Source organism: Nesterenkonia suensis, assembly GCF_054782935.1.
Window position 1 is genome coordinate 114,569 of sequence record NZ_BAAGRN010000001.1, and the last position, 21,042, is coordinate 135,610.

Consider the following 21,042-nt stretch of genomic DNA (forward strand, 5'->3'; position numbering starts at 1 on the left):
GACTCCGCGCGGATGTGGGGCCGGCGAGAGCTCCGTAGCGTCGAGAGCATGAACACCACCGAGGAACCATACGTCCGCAGAGTCCCCGGCGCAGACTCCACCGCGAGAGTGTCGTGGCGGCTCATCCTTCTGCTCGGCGCGGTCGCGCTGATCCGACCCCTGATGCACATCACCGGTGTCACCGGTGAGGAGGGTGGCCTGATGAAAGGCCTCCTCGCGATCGGCGCCACCGTCGTCATCTCCGCGGTCTGGATCGCCGTCGTCGTGATCGCCCGCGCACCTCGCCCCTTCCTCACGCTCGTGCTTGCCGGGCTGACCTACGCTGTGCTGAGCATGGGCCTCTCCGCGGTGCTCTCACCGATCCTCACCGGGGAGCTGCAAGGCCCCTTCGCCCACCCGATCGCGATCCCGACGGTCCTGCTCGTCAACGCGCTCTGGGGCGCGGTCACCGGTGGCATCGCCCTGGGGGTCCGCGCGATGCTCGCCACGCGGCACCAGTGACCTGTCGGCGAGGATCCTGGATCGTCCTGAGGCGCCGCGAAGGAAAGCTGACGAGGCCCTGACGAGGCCCTGACGTGGCCCTGGCGCAGCCCGGACGCAGGCTCATCGTGCCCGTGCGTCCACGGCATCCAGCTGCCCCAGCGCTGGCAGCGCGGGGACCGTCCGGCCGCTGAGCCGCAGGCCCTCCCAGACGGTGACCTGGTTCGCCGTCAGCACCGGCTTGTCCAGGGCGTCCTCCAGGTGTCGGATCCAGCCCAGCGAGTGCATCGCGGTGTCCGGGATCAGCATCGCCTCAGCCTGCGGAACATCCACGGCGCGGGCCATCGCGACGACGTCCTCGCGGCCCATCAGCCCCACCTCCGCGGCGGTGAAGATCCCGTGGGCCGCGAAGGTGACGACGTCGACCCCGGACCGGGCGAGCAGCGCCTCGAAGTGTGCGGCCAGATCCGACGGGTACGAGGCGGCCACCGCCACCTGACCGACGCCGAGGGCCTGGAGCGCATGCAGGAAGGCCAGTGAGGTGGAGGACGCCGGCACGTCGGCGACCTCCTGCAGCGCGCGGGCCTGTGCGAGGGCGCCGTCGTACCCATAGACGAAGCTGCCGGAGGTGCAGGCCCACATCACGGAGTCCACCGGATGCTCGGCGATCAGGCGCCGGGCTCCGTCAGCGAGTCTCCGGGCAGATCCGGTCTCCAGCAGAGACTCCGGGGTGTGCTCGTCGACGCCGATGGTGGTGTGCACCAGCGGCAGGTGCACCGCGCCGTCGGCGGTCTCCTCGAAGGTTGGGTAGTCGTCCTCGGCGGCGTGGCCTGGGTAGAGGATGCCCACGGCGGGGGTCGCCCGTGCAGGGTGCTGTGCAGGGAGAGTCATGGATGCTCCTTCGTCAGGCGTCAGGCGTCAGGCGTCAGGCGGTCGCGCGGGAGGGGGCGAGCTGGGCCAGAGCCTGCCCGGGGCCGTGGTAGGGGAGTCCGAAGTGTTGCAGGACTGCCCAGACCGAGGCCTGGTTGGCGGAGATCACCGGTTTGCCGAGGTCCTGCTCCAGCTGGGTGAGCACCTCGTAGGTGGGCAGGTTCGTGCAGGAGACCACTACGACCTCGGCGCGGTCGGAGTCGGCCTCGCGCACCAGGTCGTAGGTGCGCTGGGGCGGGACCTCCCAGATGCGGCCGGCCAGCCCGAGGTTCGAATTGCTCATCAGGTGGATGCCGGCCTCGGCGAAGAAGGCCGCGAATTGGGCGGTGATGGCGTCGTCGTAGGGTGTCGCCGTCGCGATCGTCTGAGCACCCAGGGCCTGGACGGTGGCGAGCAGAGCTCCTGAGGTGGTGAAGCAGGGCGCTCCGCCGGCGCCGGCCATCGCCCGCAGCAGGTTCTGCTCGCCGGTGATCCCCCGCACGAAGCTGCCGGAGGTGCAGGCGTACACGTAGCCGGAGGGGGTGACTGCTGAGACGGAGCGGACGCATTCGCCGACCGCCTTCGGTCGGGAGATCGCCCGCGCCTGCTTGACCGTCACGGCCAGGGGCTCGTGCCGGGTCCGGGTGAACAGTAGGTCCAGCTGGTCGAGCCCGGAGTCGTCGCGGGTGAAGGCGCGCAGCTCTCGGTCCAGCGCCATGTCATAGGGGACGACGACGCCGACCGCCGGCACCTGGCGACGGTGCGTGGGGAAGGGGGTGAGGGCCATGGGCCGCTCCAATCAGAGGCGGTGCGATCAGCTCCTGCAAGATTGTTGACAATCTTCGTGAGGTCTTCATAGCATAGCGGCACGGTCCCGGCCTCGGAAAGACCTTCCGGGGAGGGGAAACCGCGGTCTCCGGGAGACATCGCTCACCGGGTTCATCCGGCGCACCAGGGATCCAGTCCCTCCCGGTCGGCCGCGACGACCCTGCACCGTGCTCAGCACGCCCCACTTCTGGAAGCGAGGTGACGGATGGCGGACTCCCTGCCGGTCATCACCGTCCTGTGCCCCGACGACGACGGACCCTACGCCGAGCCTCCCGGCCTGGACGAGCTCGAGGACCGGGCCGAGATCCGCTGCACCGCCGCCGACGGCCTCGCCGACGCGTTGCAGGGCGCCGACGCGCTGTTCCTCTGGGACTTCTTCTCCAGCGCCGTCTCCGACGCCTGGCACGCCGCCGACAGCCTCGACTGGATCCACGTCGCCGCCGCAGGGGTGGACAAGCTCCTCTTCGACGAGCTCGCCGACTCCGACGTCCTGGTCACCAACGCCCAGGGCATCTTCGACCGACCCATCGCCGAGTACGTGCTCGGCGCGGTGCTGGCCCGCGCCAAGGACATGCCCGGCAGCCTGCGCCGTCAGCAGACGCGCACCTGGGAGCACCGCGAGACCCAGCGGGTGGAGGGCACCACGGCCCTGGTCATCGGCACCGGTGCCATCGGACGGGAGATCGCCGCCCTGCTGCGTGCCGTCGACGTCGAGGTCTTCGCCGCCGGACGCACCGCCCGGCAGGAGGACCCCGACTTCGGCACCGTGATCGCCAGCGGTGACCTCGTCGGCCACATCGGCACCGCCGACGTCATCATCAACGCCGCCCCGCTGACCCCGCAGACCACCGGGCTGCTCGGCGCCGAGGCGCTCACCGCCGTCGCCGAGGGAGCGCACCTGATCAACATCGGCCGTGGCGAGACGGTGGACGAGGCCGCCCTGGTGGACGCCCTGGAGGAGGGTCCGTTGGGCTTCGCCACGCTCGACGTCTTCGACCAGGAGCCGCTCCCGCAGGACTCCCCGCTCTGGGAGCGCGAGGATGTGCTGATCTCCGCCCACATGTCCGGCGACGTCATCGGCTGGCGCGACGCGCTCGCCGAGCAGTTCCTGGGCAATGCCCGGCGCTGGCTCGCCGGAGAGACCCTGCACAACGTCGTCGACAAACAGAAGGGCTACGTGCCCCGCCAGCAGCCCTGACTCCGCCCGAGACCACACCGGGGCACGGAGTCGCCCCATCACCGGCACACAGGAGGTCACCCATGGACCGTCGGACCACCAGCAGCCTCGCGGAGCTGACCGCGACCGAGCTCATCGCGGGCTACCGGGCCGGGGAGTTCACCCCGGTGGACGCCACCGACGCTGTGCTGGACCAGATATCCCGGCATGACGGGGCGCTGAACGCCTTCGTGCTGGTGGACCCCGAGTCCGCCCGGGCCTCTGCCGAGGCCTCCGCCCGCCGCTGGCAGTCCGGTGAGACCCTCGGCCCCGGTGACGGGGTGCCGACCTCCATCAAAGACATGTTCCTCACCAAGGGCTGGCCCACGTACAAAGGGTCCACCCTCATCGGTGAGGAGGGCCCCTGGGACGTCGACGCCCCCTGCGTGGCGCGGCTGAAGGAGACCGGGGCGGTGCTGGTCGGGAAGACCTCCACCCCGGAGTTCGCCTGGAAGGGCACGACGGACAGCATCCGGTGCGGCGCGACCGGAAACCCCTGGGACCCGGCCACGACCGCCGGCGGCTCCTCCGGAGGGGCCTCGGCCGCCGTCGGCGCCGGTATGGCCCCCTGGGCCGTGGGCACCGATGCCGGCGGCTCGGTGCGGATCCCTGCCTCCTTCACCGGCACTGTCGCGCTGAAAGGCACCTACGGGCAGGTGCCGATGTTCCCCGCCTCGCCCTTCGGGACCCTCGCCCACGCCGGACCGATGACGCGCACCGTCACCGACGCGGCCCTGCTGATGGACATCATCACCGGCTTCGACTCCCGCGACTGGGCCGCCCTGCCGACGCCTTCGGCCTCCTACCTGGACGGCCTTGAGGGTGGCGTGGACGGGCTGCGCATCGCCTACTCACGGACTCTCGGCTTCGTCGAGAACGATCCGGAGGTGGAGCGTCTCGTGACCGAGGCGGTCGCGGTGCTGGAGCGCGCCGGAGCGGTGGTGGAAGAGGTGGACCCCGGTTTCGAAGACCCGGTGGAGGCCTTCCATGTGCTGTGGTTCACCGGCGCGGCGAAAGTGCTGGAGGCGTTCGGGCCGGGCGCGGTGGAGCACGTCGATCCCGGACTGCGCGCCGGCATCGAGCAGTACGGAGACGCCACCGCGCTGGACTACCTGGGCGCGACGGCGACTCGGATGGACCTCGGCGTGCGCATGGGTGCCTTCCACGAGCGTTACGACCTGTTGGTCACTCCGACCATGCCGATCACCGCCTTCGACAAGACCCGCCAGGCCCCTGAGGGTTGGCACTCGGACCTGTGGACCTCCTGGACCCCCTTCACCTACCCGTTCAACATGACCCAGCAGCCGGCCGCCTCCGTGCCCTGCGGAGTCGCCTCCGATGGGCTTCCGGTGGGGCTGCAGATCGTCGGGGCCCGCACTCAGGACCGCCTGGTCCTGCGCGCGGCCCGGGCCTTCGAACAGGCCTCCGGGGAGAGGTTCGTCCGTCCGGTGGAGCCCGCCGCGCGCACGTCGGCCATCTGAGGCTGTGCACTGAGGCTGTGCACTGAGGCTGTGCACTGAGGCCCGGACCGCTCGAGGAGGACCATGGCCCGCTACATCAGCATCACCCTGGCCCGGCGCGGGGTCAGCTGCACCGCACGGCTGCTCGACGATCTCGCGCCACGGACCTGCACGGCCGTCTGGGACGCGCTCCCGCAGGCGGGGCAGGTCTACCACGGAAAGTACGCTCGCAATGAGATCTACAACCTGCTGCCGGGCTTCGCCGCGTACGATCCCGGCAAGGAGAACACCACCGTCACCCCGATCCCTGGGGACGTGTGCTGGTTCCGCTTCGATCCGGACGACCTCGGCAACCCCGGCTACGGGTACGAGGAGGCCGCAGGGGTGCGGGAGCGGCCGGAGATCATTGATCTGGCGCTGTTCTACGGCCGGAACAATCTGCTGATCAACGGCGACCAGGGGTGGATCCCGGGCAATGTGTTCGCCACAGTGGTGGACGGGTTGGAGGGCATGGCAGAAGCCTGCCAGTCGATCTGGATGGACGGCGCCCGGGGTGAGACCCTGGCCTTCGACCGCGCCGGAGAGGACTGAGCTGCCGCCCGCCCCTCAGACACGTTGAGAGGGTGAGATTCCGCCCCAATGGACCGTCAGATCGCCGAGTTCAGGCTGGAACTCACCATCTCAGCCCTGTGGGTGGGGCTGACCGTCCGGTAAGTTCGGACTCACTCGGTGAAAGGAGACGACGACGTGACCTCGACCGTTCCCCCCGCCACCGGTGAGCGCTCCGCCCAGGAGGCCGGACGGGAGATCGCTCAGCAGCTGCGCCGTGCCCGCGTCTCCCGGGTGGACGACTCCGCCCTGGCCCGCGGCATGTACTCCTCCGACGCCAGCCTCTACCGGGTGGTCCCTCAGGTGGTCGCCCGTCCCCAGCATGTCGATGAGCTCCACGCGGTCCATGAGGTCTCCCGCTCCACCGGGGTGCCGGTCACCCTGCGTGGGGCAGGGACCTCCATCGCCGGCAACGCGGTGGGCGCGGGGATCGTCGTCGACACCCGAGACCTCGACCGCATCCTGGAGATCGACCCGGAGGCCCGCACTGCCCGGGTGGAGCCCGGGGTCGTCCACGCGGTGCTGCAGCGGGCCGCTGCCGGCCACGGGCTGCGCTTCGGCCCCGACCCCTCCACGCACACGCGCTGCACGATCGGCGGCATGATGGGCAACAACGCCTGCGGGTCCCGCGCCCTCGGGTATGGACGTACCGCGGACAACGTGGAGGCGGCCACTGTGCTGTTCGGCAACGGGGAGGTCGGCAGCTTCGGCGCCGGGCCTGCCTCGGGGTCCACCGCTGAGCGGCTGCTCGGCCTGGCTGAGACGAACCTGGGCCATGTGCGCACCCACTTCGGTCGTTTCGACCGGCAGGTCAGCGGCTACTCCCTGGAGCACCTGCTGCCCGAGAACAGGGGACGGGTCGACCGGTTCCTGGTGGGCACCGAGGGGACCTTGGGCCTGGTGCTGGAGGCCACGGTCAACCTGGTGGCCGACCACCCTCGCCGACTGCTGACAGTGCTGGGCTATCACTCGGTGGCCGAGGCCGCCGATGCCGTGCCGCAGCTGCTGGCCGCGGCTCCGGGCCGACTCATCGCCTGTGAGGGCATGGACTCCCGGCTGGTGGCGCTCGTCCGCGGCGCCGGCAAGCAGGTGCCGCCGCTGCCGGACGGGGAGAGCTGGCTGTTCGTGGAGGCCGCCGGGGACGACGCCGACGACGTCATCGCCACCGTGCGGGCCGCCTCGGGCTGCGTGGACTCCCGACTGGTGGATGACGCCGCGCAGGCGGCCGCGCTGTGGCGCATCCGCGAGGACGGAGCCGGTCTGGCCGGCATCAGTCTGGACACCCCGGCCCATTCCGGCTGGGAGGACGCCGCCGTCCCGCCCGAGCATCTGGGCGTCTGGATGCGTGAGTTCGAGGAGCTCATGGTCGACTTCGGGCTGCAGGGCTACCCCTACGGGCACTTCGGGGACGGGTGCATCCACTGCCGCATCGACTTCCCCTTCACCCACGGCGACCCCGGCAGCACCGGGGTCTTCGCCGAGTTCATGCGCACCTGCGCGGAGCGGCTGGCCGTCTACGGGGGATCGCTCTCCGGCGAGCACGGAGACGGCCGGGTGCGCTCCGAGCTGCTGCCGTTCATGTATGACCAGACCTCCCTGGACCTCTTCGCCCGGGCCAAGCGGATCTGCGACCCGGAGAACCTGCTCAACCCGGGCATCATCACCGACCCGGCCCCGCACACCGCGGACCTGCGCCCCACCCAGCCCACCCGCGGACTTCCCTGGCCGGGGATGCGGCACACCCACGACGGCGGCGACTTCGGCGCGGCCGTGCATCGCTGCTCCGGGGTGGGGAAGTGTGTTGCCCCGTCGACGCCGTCGGTGATGTGTCCCTCCTACTTGGCCACCAAGGAGGAGAAGGACTCCACCCGGGGCCGGGGGCGGATCCTGCAGGAGGCCATGGACGGGACGCTGGTGAAGGGGCTGAGCGATCCGGCCGTCCACGAGGCGCTGGACCTGTGTCTCTCCTGCAAGGGCTGCGCCTCGGACTGCCCCGCCGGAGTGGACATGGCCGCCTACAAGTCCGAGGCGCTCTATCAGACCTACGACGTCGGCGAGGCCGCCCAGGAGGGCGGCACTCGAGGGCTGCGCCGTCGTCGTCGACTGCGACCGCGGTCCCATTACCTGCTGGGCCGGATGCCGTTCTGGGCGCGGCTCGCTGCGCCGATGGCGCCCCTGGTGAACACGATGATGCGGGTGCCTCCGCTGGCGGCGGCCGCGAAGTGGACGGCCGGGATCGATCCGCGACGCTCCGTGCCGGCCTTCGCCCGGCAGACTCTGCGGCGGGCAGTCCGTCGGCAGGACCGCGCCGAGCGTGGAGCCCTGCGAGGGGCCGCAGACGGCAGTCGGGTCGAGCTCGGGTCGTCCCCCGGGCGGTCGGTCGAGGCCGGGTGCCAGCCAGATGTCTGGGTGTGGGCCGATTCCTTCACGGATCATTTCTTCCCCCAGTCCGGGCTGGCGGCGATCGAGTTTCTCCGCGGACAGGGCCTGGAGGTCCGGCTGCTGCAGCGCAGGGCCTGCTGCGCGCTGCCCTGGATCACCACCGGCCAGCTGGACCAGGCCCGGCGGCTGCTCGACGGTGCCGTGGATGCGCTGCGCGGGCCGGTGGAGTCGGGAGTGCCGGTGATCGGACTGGAGCCCTCCTGCACAGCCACGCTCCGCAGCGACCTGGTGCAGCTCTCGGACCGACCCGAGGCACAGAGCGTCGCGGACGGCGTGCTGACCTTCGCTGAGCTGGTGCACCGGCTGGTGGATGAAGGACGGGTCGAGCTGCCCGATCTGAGCGGGCTGCAGGTGCTCGCACAGCCGCACTGCCACCAGCGCTCGATCATCGGGTGGCGGGCCGACCAGGCCCTGCTGGAGCAGGCCGGCGCCGAGGTCACCGTGGTGCCCGGGTGCTGCGGACTGGCCGGGAACTTCGGTGTGGAGGCCGGCCATTATGAGGTCAGTGTCGCAGTGGCGGAGACGCACCTGCTGCCGGCCGTGCGGAAGGCTGCGGTGGCCTCGGCCGGGGCGGGCTCCGCCGGTGGGACGGCGGCTTCCGGCGGGACCGTGATCCTGGCCGACGGCATGTCCTGCCGCATCCAGCTCGACGACCTCGCCGACGTCGACGCCCTCCATCTGGCGGAGCTGCTGGCGGAGCGCGGCTGAGGCACGCGGCTCCCCTGAGATCTGCGGTTCCCTGAGATTCAGGCTTCCCTGAGGTCTGCGGCTCAATGATGCCGCACGCTGCGGCTCTCGGCCGGGTCCGGGACCTTGAAGAGTGTGCGCAGCTCAGCGCGGCTGGAGACGGTGAGCTTGCGGAACGCCGCGTTCAGCTGATTGGTGACCGTGTGCGGTGAGACGTCCAGCCGGTCGGCGATCTCGCGGGTCGAGAGCCGGTGCGCCGCCAGGCGGGCGACCTCGAGTTCGCGGCCGCTGAGCAGAGGCGAGGCCGGGCGCGGAGGAGACCAGCAGGCGCCTCCGGCGGGAAGGTGCGCGCGGAGCAGGTCGGCCCGCCGGCTCCAGCGGCGGCGGCAGAGCTCGTCGACATCACCGGGACCGCCCCGTTCGGCGAGGGCGGAGAATGTGTCGGCCGCTGATCCCAGCATGCCCAGCTCAGCCATGTCCTCGGCCGTCTGCGCCAGGGCCTCGGCATCACCGTGATGCGCCGCATCAGCGTGGTCGTTCAGCAGCTGGAGCAGCCCGCCGCCGGCCAGCTCGGTGCAGGAGCGCAGAATCTCCCGGGCCTCCGGGATCCGGTGGCCAGCCCGCACGGCACAGTGGGCCAGGGCCCCGGCCAGGTAGGTGTGGCGGCTCTCCAACAGGCGGCCGGCTGTGTCGATCAGCCTCCCGGCGGCCTGCTCCTGGCGTCGCTCACAGGCCATCTGCCAGGCACAGGCCCAGTCGAGGAAGAGCTGCACCTTCGGATCGCGCAGGGCCGGAGGCGGAATCCTCTCCCGGCTCTCCTGGGCGCTGAGGCTGTCTCCGGTGACCAGGGCGGCGGCGGACTGCAGAGCCAGGGCCGCCGGCAGCAGGCCGACCGGGTCCCTCCAGCGCAGATGGCGCACTGCTGAGCCGGACTGGTCCCGGGCTGCGACGGGGTCCCCGCTGAGCAGCTCAGTGACGGCGCCAGCATATTCGAGGGCGCCCAGTGCCTCCGGGCTGCGGTGGCGCAGGGCGGAGATCTCCTGCTGGACCAGGGAGCGAGTGGCCAGCACATCCCCGGTGTAGGAGCAGGCCATCACCCGGGCGAGCTCCAACAGGCCCTGCGTCTCCGGAGTGGAGGAGGCGGAGGCCTGCTGGAGTCGGCGCAGCCGGGGCAGCAGCGTCTCTGTCAGTGTCAGGGGACCGGTGACCACCCCGGACATCGCCATCAGCAGCATGTCGGTGGTGTCGACGGGCTCTTGGGGTGCGGCGTCCGCGGAACGCACTGCGGAGGACATGCCCGCCGCCGTGCCCCAGCGGACCAGCTCCCACTGCAACGATCTGTGCACATCAGGGTCCTGGACCCTGGTCAGGGCCTCCTGGAGCGCGTGGCAGGCCTGGGCCGCGTCATGGTCCCCCAGCCCCGCCCGACGCGCCCGGCTGCGGGCCACCAGCAGCAGGTCGGCATCACCCTGGGCGGAGTTCGCGGCGGCCTCCAGGTGCGGCTGAGCCTGCTCCGGATCCCCGCGCAGGGTGTGCGCATCGGCCAGCAGGCAGCGTGAGGCGACGTCGTCCGGGTCCTCGGAGACGGCGGCGGCCGCTGCGGCCACCGCCAGGTCGTCCTGTCCGGCGGCCAGCGCCCGTCGGGCGGCGGCGCGGGCTGAGGAGGCCGGCACAGGGTCTCCCAGCCGCAGCAGCAGAGTGGTGGCTCGATGGCTGGTCGCCGTGGTGTCGCCGTCGGGATCTGCGCCCTGGCTGAGCAGCAGGTGCGCCGTCCGGCGCATCAGGCTGCGACGATGGCCGTCGCTGAGCATCGCCATGACGCATTCCGCGTGCAGCGGGTGGTGCATCCGCAGCTGGTCCTCGGCCGTGAGGTCGACGATGCCCTCCCGCAGGAGGTCGTCCCGCCGGGCGGACGGAACCAGCGAGGCGGGCAGCTCCCCGGCGAGCGCCACGGTCGCCACCGTGTCCATCGTCTCCTCGTCGAAGGGGGCGAATCGGGCACGGATGGTCTCGACGAGTCGGTCGGTGGGGGTGGGATCGGTCGGGAGGTCTGCTGACTCTCCGTACAGCTGCAGCTGGCCGGCCCTGCGGGATCCGACGAGCAGCTCCCGCAGGTACAGGGGGTTTCCCCCGGCCCGGTCGATGATGCGTATCTCTGCCCGGGGAGTGAGCTCCAGATCGGACATCGCGCGCAGAGCCTGGCGCGCCTGCGCCCCGCTGAGCGCCGTCAGCTGCAGTGGGAGCACGGCGCCGGCGTCGTAGAGGGACTGCACCGTCGGTGGAGCCGAGGACACCTGGCGCAGCGTCAGCGCCGTCGGGACTCCGGTGGTGGTGATGAGCTGATGGATGACGAACAGCGAGGTCTCGTCGAGGTGTTCGACGTCGTCGACCAGCAGCACCGTGCTGGAGCGTCGGGTGGCGAACCGGCTGAGGATCTCGGCGACGGGGCCGGTCGAGGCGGTGAGGGAGCCCGGGGGCATCGGAGGGGTCAGGTGGCCGGCGAAGACACCCAGCGGTATGCCCTGCCCCAGCGGGTCGGCGGTGAGCCGGATGCAGTGGGGGCGGAGGGGCCGCAGGGCCGTCTCGGCCTGACCGAGCAGGTGAGTCTTCCCGATTCCGGCGGGTCCGGTGAGCAGCACAGACTGCCCGGAGGTGAGGGATTCCACCACGGAGTCCGTGTGGAAGGACGTCACTGCCGTGCCGCTCACGTGAGGGGGAAGACTCATAGGGCCTCTCCGTTGGTGGGCTTCGTCGCCGTCAGTTTCTGCGTCGATGGCAGATCTCTTGCTATTGCTCTCCTGGTCTCAGGGATATTGCATGGATAAGTCAACCACATGGGCGGCTGAATCAGATCGAGCTGGAGAGGATAACCTGGAATGAATTCGTTTCATAATGAACAATCTTCCGGTGCGCAGGGCGGTCATCAGGGTGGGGGCGCTGCGTCGGGGCTGGCCCCCGAGGTCGGTGGTCTCCTGGCGTACGTGACCTGGATCGGCGGGCTCATCATGTTCCTGACCCAGCGGCATCCCGAGGTTCGCTTTCATGCGGCCCAGTCGATCCTCTATAACATCGCCCTCGTCATCGTGTACATCGTGCTCACGGTGGCTGAGCTCATCCTGACCTCGATCCTGGGGATCCTCGGTCTCATCACCACGATGCTGTTCGTCATCGTGGGCATCGGCTCGGTGGTGCTGTGGGTGATCCTGGCGGTCAAGGGGTACCGGCTTGAACACTTCCGCCTGCCGATCATCGGAGGCATCGCCGAGGGATGGGTCCGGTGAGGGTCCCGGCGGGCGCCACCGGTGGCCTGTGCGGGCCTGCTCGGTAGGGCACGCGACCAGGGCGGACGACGCGGAGAACACCATCGACCGATCGGCGACGGCGCCGATCGCTGAGGAGGAGGCATGGAGAGCATGAGCGGGACACCATCACCGGCCCTTCACCGTTGGCCCGGCCGACGACGGGCCGTCGGACCCGGCCTCGGCGCGGCGCTGCTGCTGATGCTCAGCAGCTGCGGAGTCCTTGGCGAGGCCCAGGACGCGGCCGATGAGGCGGAGGAGGCGCTCGGCGAACTGGAGGAGGCCCTCGAAGACCAGACGGATCAGGGCGGCGGCGCCGACTCTGAGGACGATGCGGCAGGGCAGGAGACTGCCGACGATCCGGACGAAGAGCCGGACGAGACTCCGGGAGAGCCTGGGGCGATCCCCATCGACGAGCAGGACCTTGAGGAGACGGTCTTCCACAGCGGACTGGAGTATTCCCTGCAGGCACTCACCGTGGAGGACCTCGATGAGGATCCTGCTGACCGCGTCCTCGGAGTGGAGGTCGTCGTCGACGTCGAAGCTTTCAACCCGGGTCAGGAGACGGCGGCGGCCAACCCGCCCACTGGGCTGCGCTGGCACGAGGGCGGCGCCGAGACGGTGGTGGAGATCGGCGGCTCCAGCGAGTTCCGACAGGTCCCGGGCGGCGCGTCGGCCTCCGGGGAGCTGCGCTTCCGGATCTCACCGACGGATCTGGAGACCTACGACGCCGACTCCGCGGTCATCCTGCTGGGCACCGGCGGTCAGAGCGCGGCTCAGGTGCCACTGGGGTCCCAGGAGGAGCTGATCGACCGGATGCCGGTGCCACAGACCGATCTGGTGGGAGAAGTGTTCGACCACGGAGAGGTGGAGATCACCGTCAGGGAGGCCGACCTCCGCTACGACTACGGAAGCTCCCATGTCAGCGACGGCCAGGTGCTGCTCGAGATCCAGGTGGAGACGGCCAACGAGACCGGTGGCCAGGTGTGCTGGAGCCGGGGCACCGGCAACAACTTCTCCGTCGTCACCGCCTCCGGGGCGGGATACGTGGATGAGGGCATGAGTGATCGAGGCTGCGTCTCCAGCGGCGGTTCCGACCTGTCCTGGACCGGGTTCCTCCTCGATGAGGACGAGCTCGACGAGGGCGAGCTGACGGTGACCAACACGTTCTCCTCCCTCGATTCGGACCAGGACATCAGCTTCCAGCCGGAGCTCGGTCCTGGAGTGCCGCCCTCGGAGCGGGACGCGGACTGACCCACCGGAGAGTCCGCCAGCCTTCGCCCGCAGGTGCTGGTGGCATGCGCGCCTGCTGGTTCGCCGCGGCGGGCTCTGGCAGGGTGGAGATCCCGGCGGAGGTGCCACCGCGGAGGTGCCACCGCGCTGTGGACAGACCCTGGAAGGATTCGATGAACGGCACCAACGGCACCAGCGGCCCCCCGGATTCCGGCGCGATCGTCCTCACCGACGAATTCTCCGAGGCCCTGGCCCGCCTGGAGGCTGGGGAGTCGCTGTTCCTCACCGGCAAGGCGGGCACCGGAAAGTCCACGCTGATCCGGGAGTTCCTGCGTCGCTGCGCCGACAGCGCCAGCTGGGACGTCCCGTCAGACGGCGCCGACCCCGACTGGGATCGTGCTGCGGAGCCGGGTCGCACCGTCGTCGTGGCCGCCCCCACCGGCATCGCCGCGCTGAACGTGGACGGCTACACGATCCACCGGCTCTTCGGCCTTCACCCGCAGATCACCCTGGAGGAGATCCGCCACGGCCGCTACTACCCGGGGCGGTTCGCCGGGACGTTGAAGGCCCTGGACACGCTGATCATCGACGAAGCATCCATGGTCCGCGCGGACCTGTTCGACCAGCTCGTCGCCGCCCTGGAGCGGTTCGGGCCGCAGCCGGGCCGACGTCTCGGCGGGGTGCAGCTGGTGCTGGTGGGCGACCTGTTGCAGCTGCCCCCGGTGGTCACCGAGGCCGAGCGGCGGCACTTCGAGACCCGCTACGAGACTCCGTACTTCTTCTCCGCGGACAGCTATCGGGCTGATGACTTCCCCACCGTCTCGCTGACGACGGTGTTCCGGCAGCTCGGCGACGATCGGCTCACCGCTGTGCTGAACTCCATCCGCGAAGGCGCGCTGCTCGGTTCCGCCCGCGAAGATCTCAACCGCCACGTGGACCCGGACTTCGAGCCGCCCGAGGGTGAGTTCTGGCTGACCCTGGCCACCACCAACCGGATCGCCGCCGCGCGCAACCGCCGACGCCTGGAACGACTGCCCGGGGAGGAGCACGTCTGCCGTGCGATCACCCGCGGGGAGCAGGACGGCTTCGACCGGCCGGTGGAGGAGCGGCTGGCCTTCAAGGTCGGGGCGCAGATCATGTTCCTCACCAATAACCCGTCCGGCCGCTGGGTCAACGGCACCCTGGGGCATGTGCTCGGCGTTCAGGTCGACGACGACGGCGAACCCCGGGTCAGCGTCGTGCTGCGCGGCGGCGAGGTGGTCGACGTCGGCCCCCACACCTGGGACATCACCCGCCCCGAGGTCCACGACGGCACAGTGGCCCACCTGGTGGTGGGCACCTACCGTCAGCTGCCGTTCAAACTGGCCTGGGCGATCACGGTGCACAAGAGCCAGGGGCAGACGGCCGAGCGGCTCATCGTGGACCTCTCGGGCGGCACGTTCTCCTTCGGCCAGCTCTATGTGGCGCTGAGCCGCGTCACGTCCCTGTCCGGGCTGGTGCTCACCCGTCCGGTGCTCCCGAAGGACATGAAGACCGACCGGCGGATCCTGCGCTTCCTGCGCGACGCCTCCGGGGAGGCCGCTGCCCGACGGCACTGTGCGCTGGCGATCCTCACCGTGGGCGACGAGGGGCGGATGTCCCGGCCGCGGCCGGTGGAGATCGCCGTGGCCTTTGAGGACGGCACCGGGCTGAGCACGCTGGTGAACCCGCAGCGGGATCTCGCCGACGCCAGGACCGTCTACGGGATCAGCGCCGAGGACATCCTCATCGCTCCTACGCTGGCCGAGGCCTGGGCGGTGCTCTCCCCGGTGATCGCCGGGCACGTTCCGGTGGCCGAGGAGGCCGACCGCACCCTGGGGCTGATCGACTTCGAGCTCAAGCGGCTCGGGCAGGTGGAGCTGATGCCCTTCGGCATCGATGGTCGCTGGATCGGGCCGACCCCGCGGCGCGCGATGGACGCCGCCCGCCAGGTCATGCGTACTGTGCTCACCGCGCCGGCGGAGGACCCCGAGGGGCCGCTCGGCTCTGCGACGTCACGATCCGCGACTGCGTTCGAACCCTCCGAGGAGACGGTCCAGGCCACCGGACATCTGCTCACCCGAGACCCGGAGACGCCGTCACCGACCTTCGAGGAGATGCCCGGCCTGGCCGCACTGCTGGAGGTCGGCCGGGAGGTCGGGGCGATCCTGCTCGACGGCGGGGAGGCGGTGCCCGGCCGGGCAGGCGCGATGGCGGGGGAACCGGGGGACTCCTGGCGTGCCGCGGCCCGGCAGACGGTCGGGGAGCAGGTCGCCCGAGCCGCGGCGCGGGTGTCGCTGACCCCGCAGCTGGGCGAACGACTCGTCGCCGTCGGCGGGCTGCTCGGCCGTGAGGTCGTCACTGAGGAACAGCTGCAGGCTGGTGCCGGTGAGGAGCTGCACGGGCTGCTGGCCCCCGGGGCACGGATCTGCTTCACCGGTGAGGCGGTCTCCGCCGACGGCCGGAGCTGGGATCGGGACCAGATGACACAGCTGGCCGCCTCCTGTGGGCTCACGCCGGTGAAGACGGTGACCAAGACCCGCTGCGATGTACTGGTGGTCGCCGAGCTGGGCACGCAGTCCGGCAAGGCCCGCAAGGCTCAGGAGTACGGGAAGCCGGTGCTGCCCGCGGAGCATTTCTTCGCCTGGGCCGGAGTGGACTGAGCCGGCACCGGACGGCGCGGCCCGGCGGGGCGGTCTTGTCCCAGGGGCCGACGGTGCGTATCCCGAGGGTGGAGCTCAGTGGCGCCCGACCTGAGTGATCCCGACGCCGGCCAGGCACAGTGCGCCGCCGATGAGGGCCAGCGGGGTGGGCACTTCGCTCAGGGCCATCGCAGAGATCACCACCGCCACAGCGGGCACCGCCAGCGAGCAGGCGGCCAGCCGGCCGGTGGGCATCCGCGTCTGGGCGTAGGCCCACAGCCAGAAGCCCAGGGCCGTGGCACCTACGCCCATGAACACGGCGCCGGCGATGGCCGCCGCCGGTGCGTTCTGCAGCTCCTCCCAGGCCTGGCCGGCCCAGGGGAGCGCAGCCAGAGTGCCGGCGGCGCAGCCGAGCCACACCACGATCAGTGGGTCCATGCCGGGCAGCACGGCGCGCTGCAGCAGCATGGCGATGGAGTAGGTGACGGCGGCGGCGATCGCCAACAGCACCCCCACCATGGAGATCTGTCCGCCACCGGCGGCGAGGGTGATCAGCCCGATGCCGGCCAGGGCCACCGCCATCCCGGCGAACAGGGAGCGCGGCCACCCTTCGCGGAACAGCAGTCCGGCGGAGGCGGCCACCAGGATCGGGGAGAGGTTGACGACCATCGCGGTGGTGCCGGCGTCGAGATGGTGCCCGGTGTGGTTCAGGATCACCGTGTAGGCGGCGAACCACAGCACTCCGTAGACGACGATGATCAGCAGGACGCGGAGTCGGGGCAGCCGTGGCATGTGGCGTCGGAGCAGGAGCACCATCAGGGTCAGCATCGCCACCCCGGCCAGCAGTCGGATCAGCGCCAGCGGCCCCGGGGAGAAGACCGGGGCGGCCCAGCGCACGATCACGAAGGAGGAGGCCCACAGCACCACTGTCGTCGCGACGGCGGCAGGCGCGGCCAGGTGCGCCCAGCGGTGGGGAGGTCGGGGGACGGCAGTGACGGCAGTGTTGGCGGGTGCCGTGGTGCCGGTGGGGTGGGAGGCGGGGAGGGAGCTCATGGTGATGATCCTCCTGCCCAAGAATAGACAGCACAAGCGAACATCTATGGATTATCGTTCAGTAAAGATTTATGATGCGACCATGATCGATCTGACCAGGTTGCGGACCTTTCGTGCGGTGCTGGCCACCGGCTCCGTCCATGCGGCGGCCGGCGCCCTGGGCTACACCCCCTCGGCGGTGAGTCAGCAGCTTCAGGCGCTTCAGCGGGACACCGGGCTCGAGCTCTTCGTCCGTAGCGGTCGGGGCCTGGTGCCCACCGGCATCGGTCGACGGTTCGCCGAGGAGGCCGATCGGCTGCTCGGCCAGGCCGCACGCCTGGAGGCACTGGCCAGGGATCTGCGGGAGGGTCGGACCGGTTCTCTGGTGATCTCGCATATCGCCTCGGTCGGGGTGACCTGGATGCCCGCCGTCGTCGCCGCCGTCTCCTCCGAGTTCCGGGACCTCCGCCTGGATCTGCGCCTCTGGGAGGCCGCGCAGGGGCGAGACGATGACGTCGACGTCGAGATCTGTGTGGCTCACCGGGACCTGCCGGGCCGACCGGGCTTCGATGTGGAGCCGCTGCTCAGCGAGCCGTACGTCGCCGTGGTTCCCGCCGCCCATCCGCTCGCAGGGCGGCAGGACGTCTCTCTGGAGGAGCTGCGGGGTGAGCGCTGGGTGGACAACGACCTCACGCGCGGCACCTGTCGGCAGATCCTGCTGGAGGCCTGCGCCGCAGCAGGCTTCACGCCTGGCTTCCAGTATGAGACGCAGGACTACGGCTCCGCGGTGGCGTTGGTCGCTGCCGGAGTCGGAGTCAGCGTGATGCCGCGGCTGAGCTTCTCCTCCGTGCGCGCCGACCCGTCCCAGGTCGCCGCGGTGGAGGTGACCCAGCCGGTGCTGGGTCGCACCATCGTGGTGCGGTCCCGAGGCAGCCTCGGGGCGTCCCCGGCAGTGAGCCGGGTGTGCCATCTGCTGCGCGAACTGGCGGGAGCCGTCGGCCCGGCGTAGCGTGCGGATCGGGTCGAGAACAGGGGTGATCTCAGCAGTCTGCGATGTTACTCTTGAGTCACAATCGTTTGAGAGGGAGATCACATCATGGCTGAAGCCGTCATCGTATCCGTGGCCCGGTCGCCGATCGGAAGGGCGCGCAAGGGGTCCCTGGTGGACCTGCGTGCCGACGACATGACCACCCAGATGGTCCAGGCCGCGCTGGAGCAGGTGCCGCAGCTGGACCCCCGCGAGATCGACGACCTCATGCTCGGGTGCGGCCTGCCCGGCGGCGAGCAGGGATTTAACATGGCCCGCATCGTCGCGGTCCTCGCCGGGATGGACCACCTGCCCGGCACCACTGTGAACCGGTACTGCTCCTCCTCCCTGCAGACCACCCGGATGGCGTTCCACGCCATCAAGGCCGGCGAAGGCGATGTATTCCTCTCCGCCGGCGTGGAGGCGGTCAGCCGGTACGCCAAGGGGACCTCGGACTGGATCCCCGGCGCCGAGCTGGAGAATCCGCGCTTCGCCGAGGCGATGGCCCGCACGGCGACGAGTGCCGAAGGAGGGGCGTCCTGGCATGACCCGCGTGAGGACGACGAGCTGCCTGACGTCTACATCACCATGGGGCAGACCGCCGAGAACGTCACCCAGTACTCCGGTGTGACCCGCGCCGAGCAGGACGAATTCGCCCAGCTCAGTCAGAATCGCGCGGAGAAGGCCGTCGCCGACGGATTCTTCGCCCGTGAGATCACCCCGCTGCGCCTGCCCGACGGCTCCATCGTCGACGCCGATGACAGCCCCCGCCCCGGGGTGACCGCCGAGGCTCTGGCCGGGCTGGACCCGGTCTTCCGCCCCGACGGCACCGTCACCGCCGGCAACGCCTGCCCGCTCAACGACGGAGCGGCCGCGCTGGTCATCATGAGCGACGCCAAGGCGCGCGAGCTGGGGCTCAAGCCGTTGGCGCGGATCGTCTCCACCGGTGTCACCGGCCTGTCTCCGGAGATCATGGGGCTGGGTCCGGTGGGCGCCAGCCGGCAGGCCCTGCAGCGTGCGGGTCTGACCATCGACGACGTCGACCTGGTGGAGATCAACGAGGCCTTCGCGGCGCAGGTCATCCCCTCCGCCAAGGAGCTCGGCGTGCCGTGGGAGAAGCTCAACGTCCACGGCGGCGCGATCGCCCTCGGCCATCCCTTCGGCATGACCGGGGCCCGAATCACCGCGACCCTGCTCAACGGTCTGCGCGCCACTGGCGGCCGCTACGGTCTGGAGACCATGTGCGTCGGCGGCGGTCAGGGCATGGCGATGGTCGTCGAGCGCCTGAGCTGAGGTCTGCTGGGAACGGAGCGTCAGGGGCGGGTCGTCGTCGACGGCGGCCCCTGGCGCTCCGCTTTGCCGTTCGCGCGCTGTCGGGCTAGTATTGACAGTCGCAAGCCGTGCTGTGCTGTGCCTGAAGCATGCCCGGTGGGTGAGGAATCTGAGATGCTCCGATCTTCGTCCGCAGGGGAGGCGGAGGTTCGGCGCCGGAAAGCAGCCCGGTGAATTGTGAAGCCTGGATTCCAGCGCACCACAAGTCAAGCACCACCGTCTTTCGTCCACGATGAGAAGGCACTTCGGTTGGATCTCACCCAGCCTGGTCCGTCCTCGTAAGTAACGGTGTCACAACTGGTGGCGGGACTCGGCTCAACGACTGCATGGCCCCTGGGTCTGACCTGGGGATCCGTGTGTTCGCGGGCACCGCCCGGAGATATATTCGTACTTATGTTGGAGGAGTGATCATGGCAGCACGTTGCCAGGTAACCGGAGTGGGGCCGCAGTTCGGCCACAGCATCTCCCACTCGCACCGCCGCACCAAGCGTCGGTTCGACCCGAACATCCAGAAGAAGCGTTACTGGGTGCCCTCGCTGGGGCGTCACGTCACGCTGACCCTGTCCGTGAAGGGCATCAAGACCATCGATGTCCGCGGCATCGACAACGTCGTCGCCGAGCTGATTGAGAAGGGTGAGAAGCTCTAATGGCCAAGGACAAGGACGTACGTCCCATCATCAAGCTGAAGTCGACGGCCGGCACCGGGTTCACCTACGTGACCCGCAAGAACCGCCGCAACAACCCCGACCGCATCGTGCTGAAGAAGTACGACCCGGTCGTCCGCAAGCACGTCGACTTCCGAGAGGAGCGCTGATCATGGCCAAGAAGTCCAAGATCGCAAAGAACGAGCAGCGCAAGGTCATCGTCGAGCGCTACGCTGAGAAGCGCGCTCAGCTGAAGAAGACGCTGGTCGACCCGAACGCCTCCGACGAGGAGCGCGAGGCCGCTCGCGTGGGTCTGCAGAAGCTGCCCCGCGACGCCAGCCCGATCCGTGTCCGCAACCGCGACTCCATCGACGGTCGTCCGCGTGGCACCTTCCAGAAATTCGGCATCTCGCGCATCCGTTTCCGCAACATGGCGCACAACGGCGAGCTGCCCGGCATCATCAAGTCGTCCTGGTGACGATGTGTCGGTGATCAGCTCCGGCTGACCCAGACCGCTGACAGGGGCGGGACCACCCGAAGGTGCTCCCGCCCCTGTCGCGTCTCGGGGCGGGGTGAGCGCCTCAGGCCGTCCCGAGTTCGGTGAGCACCACCTGCAGGCGAGTGTCGAACTCCGGGGCGACGTCGGCCGGCAGGTGATCCACCGGCCACCAGCGGACGTCCTCGCTCTCCTCGCTGACTACGATCGGCGCCTCCTGGTGGGCGATCGCCGCGTAGCCGATGTCCCAGTGCGCCGTGCAGTGGGAGAAGCCGGAGCTCAACGGGTGCACATTGAGGTCTACCGGGGTTCGGCGCAGGGGTCGCAGGGCCGTCAGCCCGCTCTCCTCGGCGGCCTCCCGGAAGGCGGCCTCCGGCACGGAGTCGTCACCGTCCTCGATGTGGCCGCCCAGCTGCACCCAGAATCTGCCCTTGCCGTGGAAGCACAGCAGCACCCGGGTGAGCGTCTCGTCGAAGATGAAGCAGCTGGCAGTGAAGTGCTCAGGCCGGGGCCGACGGCGGAAGGGCTCGTCGCCCTGCGCCGCCAGGTCCTCGAAGTCCTGCTGGAGACGGCGCTGTGCGGGCGCGACCGGTGTCCAGCCGCGCAGGTCCTCCAGGAACCCCGCGGCGATGGGGGAGAGGCAGCGGGCGGACGTCGGGGTGGGACTGACTCCGGTCAGCATACCTGC

The 21,042-nt window shown here is 70.2% G+C and carries 18 protein-coding genes; 13 read left to right on the forward strand and 5 right to left on the reverse strand.

What is annotated here, in order from left to right:
• The first annotated feature begins 48 nt into the window (after positions 1-48).
• On the forward strand, positions 49-501 hold the full coding sequence (locus ACYVKI_RS00475) for a hypothetical protein (protein ID WP_460688387.1): 453 nt from the start codon (positions 49-51) through the stop codon (positions 499-501).
• A 102-nt stretch (positions 502-603) separates the two neighbouring features.
• Here ACYVKI_RS00475 and ACYVKI_RS00480 read toward each other — a convergent pair whose 3' ends face one another.
• Together ACYVKI_RS00480 and ACYVKI_RS00485 are read right to left on the reverse strand one after the other, a co-directional pair.
• Positions 604-1,371, reverse strand: coding sequence for a maleate cis-trans isomerase family protein (locus tag ACYVKI_RS00480; protein ID WP_460688388.1), 768 nt, complete (start codon positions 1,369-1,371; stop codon positions 604-606).
• 34 nt (positions 1,372-1,405) lie between these two features.
• Positions 1,406-2,176, reverse strand: a complete 771-nt coding sequence (locus tag ACYVKI_RS00485; protein WP_460688389.1) for a maleate cis-trans isomerase family protein — start codon at positions 2,174-2,176, stop codon at positions 1,406-1,408.
• A gap of 246 nt (positions 2,177-2,422) precedes the next feature.
• Here ACYVKI_RS00485 and ACYVKI_RS00490 point away from each other — a divergent pair, with 246 nt between their 5' ends.
• The 4 genes from ACYVKI_RS00490 to ACYVKI_RS00505 all read left to right on the forward strand — a co-directional run bounded on the left by ACYVKI_RS00490 (position 2,423) and on the right by ACYVKI_RS00505 (position 8,652).
• A complete protein-coding gene (locus tag ACYVKI_RS00490; RefSeq protein ID WP_460688390.1) occupies positions 2,423-3,415 on the forward strand; it encodes a D-2-hydroxyacid dehydrogenase in 993 nt (330 codons plus the stop codon).
• Positions 3,416-3,477: 62 nt separating this feature from the next.
• The gene (locus tag ACYVKI_RS00495; protein WP_460688391.1) at positions 3,478-4,914 is read left to right on the forward strand and encodes an amidase; all 1,437 of its coding nucleotides are present in this window, start codon (positions 3,478-3,480) and stop codon (positions 4,912-4,914) included.
• A 63-nt stretch (positions 4,915-4,977) separates the two neighbouring features.
• The gene (locus ACYVKI_RS00500; protein ID WP_460688392.1) at positions 4,978-5,484 is read left to right on the forward strand and encodes a DUF3830 family protein; all 507 of its coding nucleotides are present in this window, start codon (positions 4,978-4,980) and stop codon (positions 5,482-5,484) included.
• 156 nt (positions 5,485-5,640) lie between these two features.
• Positions 5,641-8,652 carry an FAD-binding and (Fe-S)-binding domain-containing protein gene (locus ACYVKI_RS00505; RefSeq protein WP_460688393.1) on the forward strand — a complete coding sequence of 1,004 codons (3,012 nt, stop codon included), beginning with the start codon at positions 5,641-5,643 and terminating at the stop codon, positions 8,650-8,652.
• 62 nt (positions 8,653-8,714) lie between these two features.
• On the opposite strand, the gene ACYVKI_RS00510 is transcribed toward ACYVKI_RS00505, so the two are convergent.
• Positions 8,715-11,357 carry a LuxR C-terminal-related transcriptional regulator gene (locus ACYVKI_RS00510; RefSeq protein ID WP_460688394.1) on the reverse strand — a complete coding sequence of 881 codons (2,643 nt, stop codon included), beginning with the start codon at positions 11,355-11,357 and terminating at the stop codon, positions 8,715-8,717.
• A gap of 150 nt (positions 11,358-11,507) precedes the next feature.
• Here ACYVKI_RS00510 and ACYVKI_RS00515 point away from each other — a divergent pair, with 150 nt between their 5' ends.
• The 3 genes from ACYVKI_RS00515 (at position 11,508) to ACYVKI_RS00525 (ending at position 15,844) form a co-directional block, all read left to right on the forward strand.
• On the forward strand, positions 11,508-11,912 hold the full coding sequence (locus tag ACYVKI_RS00515; protein WP_460688395.1) for a DUF4870 domain-containing protein: 405 nt from the start codon (positions 11,508-11,510) through the stop codon (positions 11,910-11,912).
• Positions 11,913-12,035: 123 nt separating this feature from the next.
• Entirely contained in the window at positions 12,036-13,184 is a 1,149-nt protein-coding gene (locus tag ACYVKI_RS00520; protein ID WP_460688396.1) for a hypothetical protein, read from the forward strand.
• Between the two features lie 152 nt (positions 13,185-13,336).
• Complete coding sequence (locus ACYVKI_RS00525; RefSeq protein WP_460688397.1) at positions 13,337-15,844, forward strand: AAA family ATPase; 2,508 nt, start codon at positions 13,337-13,339, stop codon at positions 15,842-15,844.
• Positions 15,845-15,919: 75 nt separating this feature from the next.
• On the opposite strand, the gene ACYVKI_RS00530 is transcribed toward ACYVKI_RS00525, so the two are convergent.
• Positions 15,920-16,876, reverse strand: coding sequence for a DMT family transporter (locus ACYVKI_RS00530; RefSeq protein WP_460688398.1), 957 nt, complete (start codon positions 16,874-16,876; stop codon positions 15,920-15,922).
• Between the two features lie 82 nt (positions 16,877-16,958).
• Here ACYVKI_RS00530 and ACYVKI_RS00535 point away from each other — a divergent pair, with 82 nt between their 5' ends.
• The 5 genes from ACYVKI_RS00535 to rpsN all read left to right on the forward strand — a co-directional run bounded on the left by ACYVKI_RS00535 (position 16,959) and on the right by rpsN (position 20,336).
• Entirely contained in the window at positions 16,959-17,864 is a 906-nt protein-coding gene (locus ACYVKI_RS00535) for a LysR family transcriptional regulator (protein ID WP_460688399.1), read from the forward strand.
• 87 nt (positions 17,865-17,951) lie between these two features.
• A complete protein-coding gene (locus ACYVKI_RS00540) occupies positions 17,952-19,175 on the forward strand; it encodes an acetyl-CoA C-acetyltransferase (protein ID WP_460688400.1) in 1,224 nt (407 codons plus the stop codon).
• 449 nt (positions 19,176-19,624) lie between these two features.
• Positions 19,625-19,861 carry a 50S ribosomal protein L28 gene (rpmB, locus tag ACYVKI_RS00545; protein WP_460688401.1) on the forward strand — a complete coding sequence of 79 codons (237 nt, stop codon included), beginning with the start codon at positions 19,625-19,627 and terminating at the stop codon, positions 19,859-19,861.
• Positions 19,861-20,028 (forward strand): 50S ribosomal protein L33, encoded by a 168-nt coding sequence (rpmG, locus tag ACYVKI_RS00550; RefSeq protein WP_022872124.1) that lies wholly within the window; start codon positions 19,861-19,863, stop codon positions 20,026-20,028. The genes rpmB and rpmG overlap by 1 nt, the downstream gene beginning before the upstream one ends.
• A gap of 2 nt (positions 20,029-20,030) precedes the next feature.
• Complete coding sequence (gene rpsN, locus ACYVKI_RS00555; protein WP_460688402.1) at positions 20,031-20,336, forward strand: 30S ribosomal protein S14; 306 nt, start codon at positions 20,031-20,033, stop codon at positions 20,334-20,336.
• 103 nt (positions 20,337-20,439) lie between these two features.
• Here rpsN and ACYVKI_RS00560 read toward each other — a convergent pair whose 3' ends face one another.
• On the reverse strand, positions 20,440-21,036 hold the full coding sequence (locus ACYVKI_RS00560) for an NUDIX domain-containing protein (protein WP_460688403.1): 597 nt from the start codon (positions 21,034-21,036) through the stop codon (positions 20,440-20,442).
• Positions 21,037-21,042: the final 6 nt, after the last annotated feature.

Coding starts and splice junctions, on each gene's coding strand:
- ACYVKI_RS00475 (WP_460688387.1), top strand. CDS start 49: ATGAACACCACCGAGGAACCATACGTCCGCAGAGTCCCCGGCGCAGAC.
- ACYVKI_RS00480 (WP_460688388.1), bottom strand. CDS start 1,371: ATGACTCTCCCTGCACAGCACCCTGCACGGGCGACCCCCGCCGTGGGC.
- ACYVKI_RS00485 (WP_460688389.1), bottom strand. CDS start 2,176: ATGGCCCTCACCCCCTTCCCCACGCACCGTCGCCAGGTGCCGGCGGTC.
- ACYVKI_RS00490 (WP_460688390.1), top strand. CDS start 2,423: ATGGCGGACTCCCTGCCGGTCATCACCGTCCTGTGCCCCGACGACGAC.
- ACYVKI_RS00495 (WP_460688391.1), top strand. CDS start 3,478: ATGGACCGTCGGACCACCAGCAGCCTCGCGGAGCTGACCGCGACCGAG.
- ACYVKI_RS00500 (WP_460688392.1), top strand. CDS start 4,978: ATGGCCCGCTACATCAGCATCACCCTGGCCCGGCGCGGGGTCAGCTGC.
- ACYVKI_RS00510 (WP_460688394.1), bottom strand. CDS start 11,357: ATGAGTCTTCCCCCTCACGTGAGCGGCACGGCAGTGACGTCCTTCCAC.
- ACYVKI_RS00515 (WP_460688395.1), top strand. CDS start 11,508: ATGAATTCGTTTCATAATGAACAATCTTCCGGTGCGCAGGGCGGTCAT.
- ACYVKI_RS00520 (WP_460688396.1), top strand. CDS start 12,036: ATGGAGAGCATGAGCGGGACACCATCACCGGCCCTTCACCGTTGGCCC.
- ACYVKI_RS00525 (WP_460688397.1), top strand. CDS start 13,337: ATGAACGGCACCAACGGCACCAGCGGCCCCCCGGATTCCGGCGCGATC.
- ACYVKI_RS00530 (WP_460688398.1), bottom strand. CDS start 16,876: ATGAGCTCCCTCCCCGCCTCCCACCCCACCGGCACCACGGCACCCGCC.
- ACYVKI_RS00535 (WP_460688399.1), top strand. CDS start 16,959: ATGATCGATCTGACCAGGTTGCGGACCTTTCGTGCGGTGCTGGCCACC.
- ACYVKI_RS00540 (WP_460688400.1), top strand. CDS start 17,952: ATGGCTGAAGCCGTCATCGTATCCGTGGCCCGGTCGCCGATCGGAAGG.
- rpmB (WP_460688401.1), top strand. CDS start 19,625: ATGGCAGCACGTTGCCAGGTAACCGGAGTGGGGCCGCAGTTCGGCCAC.
- rpmG (WP_022872124.1), top strand. CDS start 19,861: ATGGCCAAGGACAAGGACGTACGTCCCATCATCAAGCTGAAGTCGACG.
- rpsN (WP_460688402.1), top strand. CDS start 20,031: ATGGCCAAGAAGTCCAAGATCGCAAAGAACGAGCAGCGCAAGGTCATC.
- ACYVKI_RS00560 (WP_460688403.1), bottom strand. CDS start 21,036: ATGCTGACCGGAGTCAGTCCCACCCCGACGTCCGCCCGCTGCCTCTCC.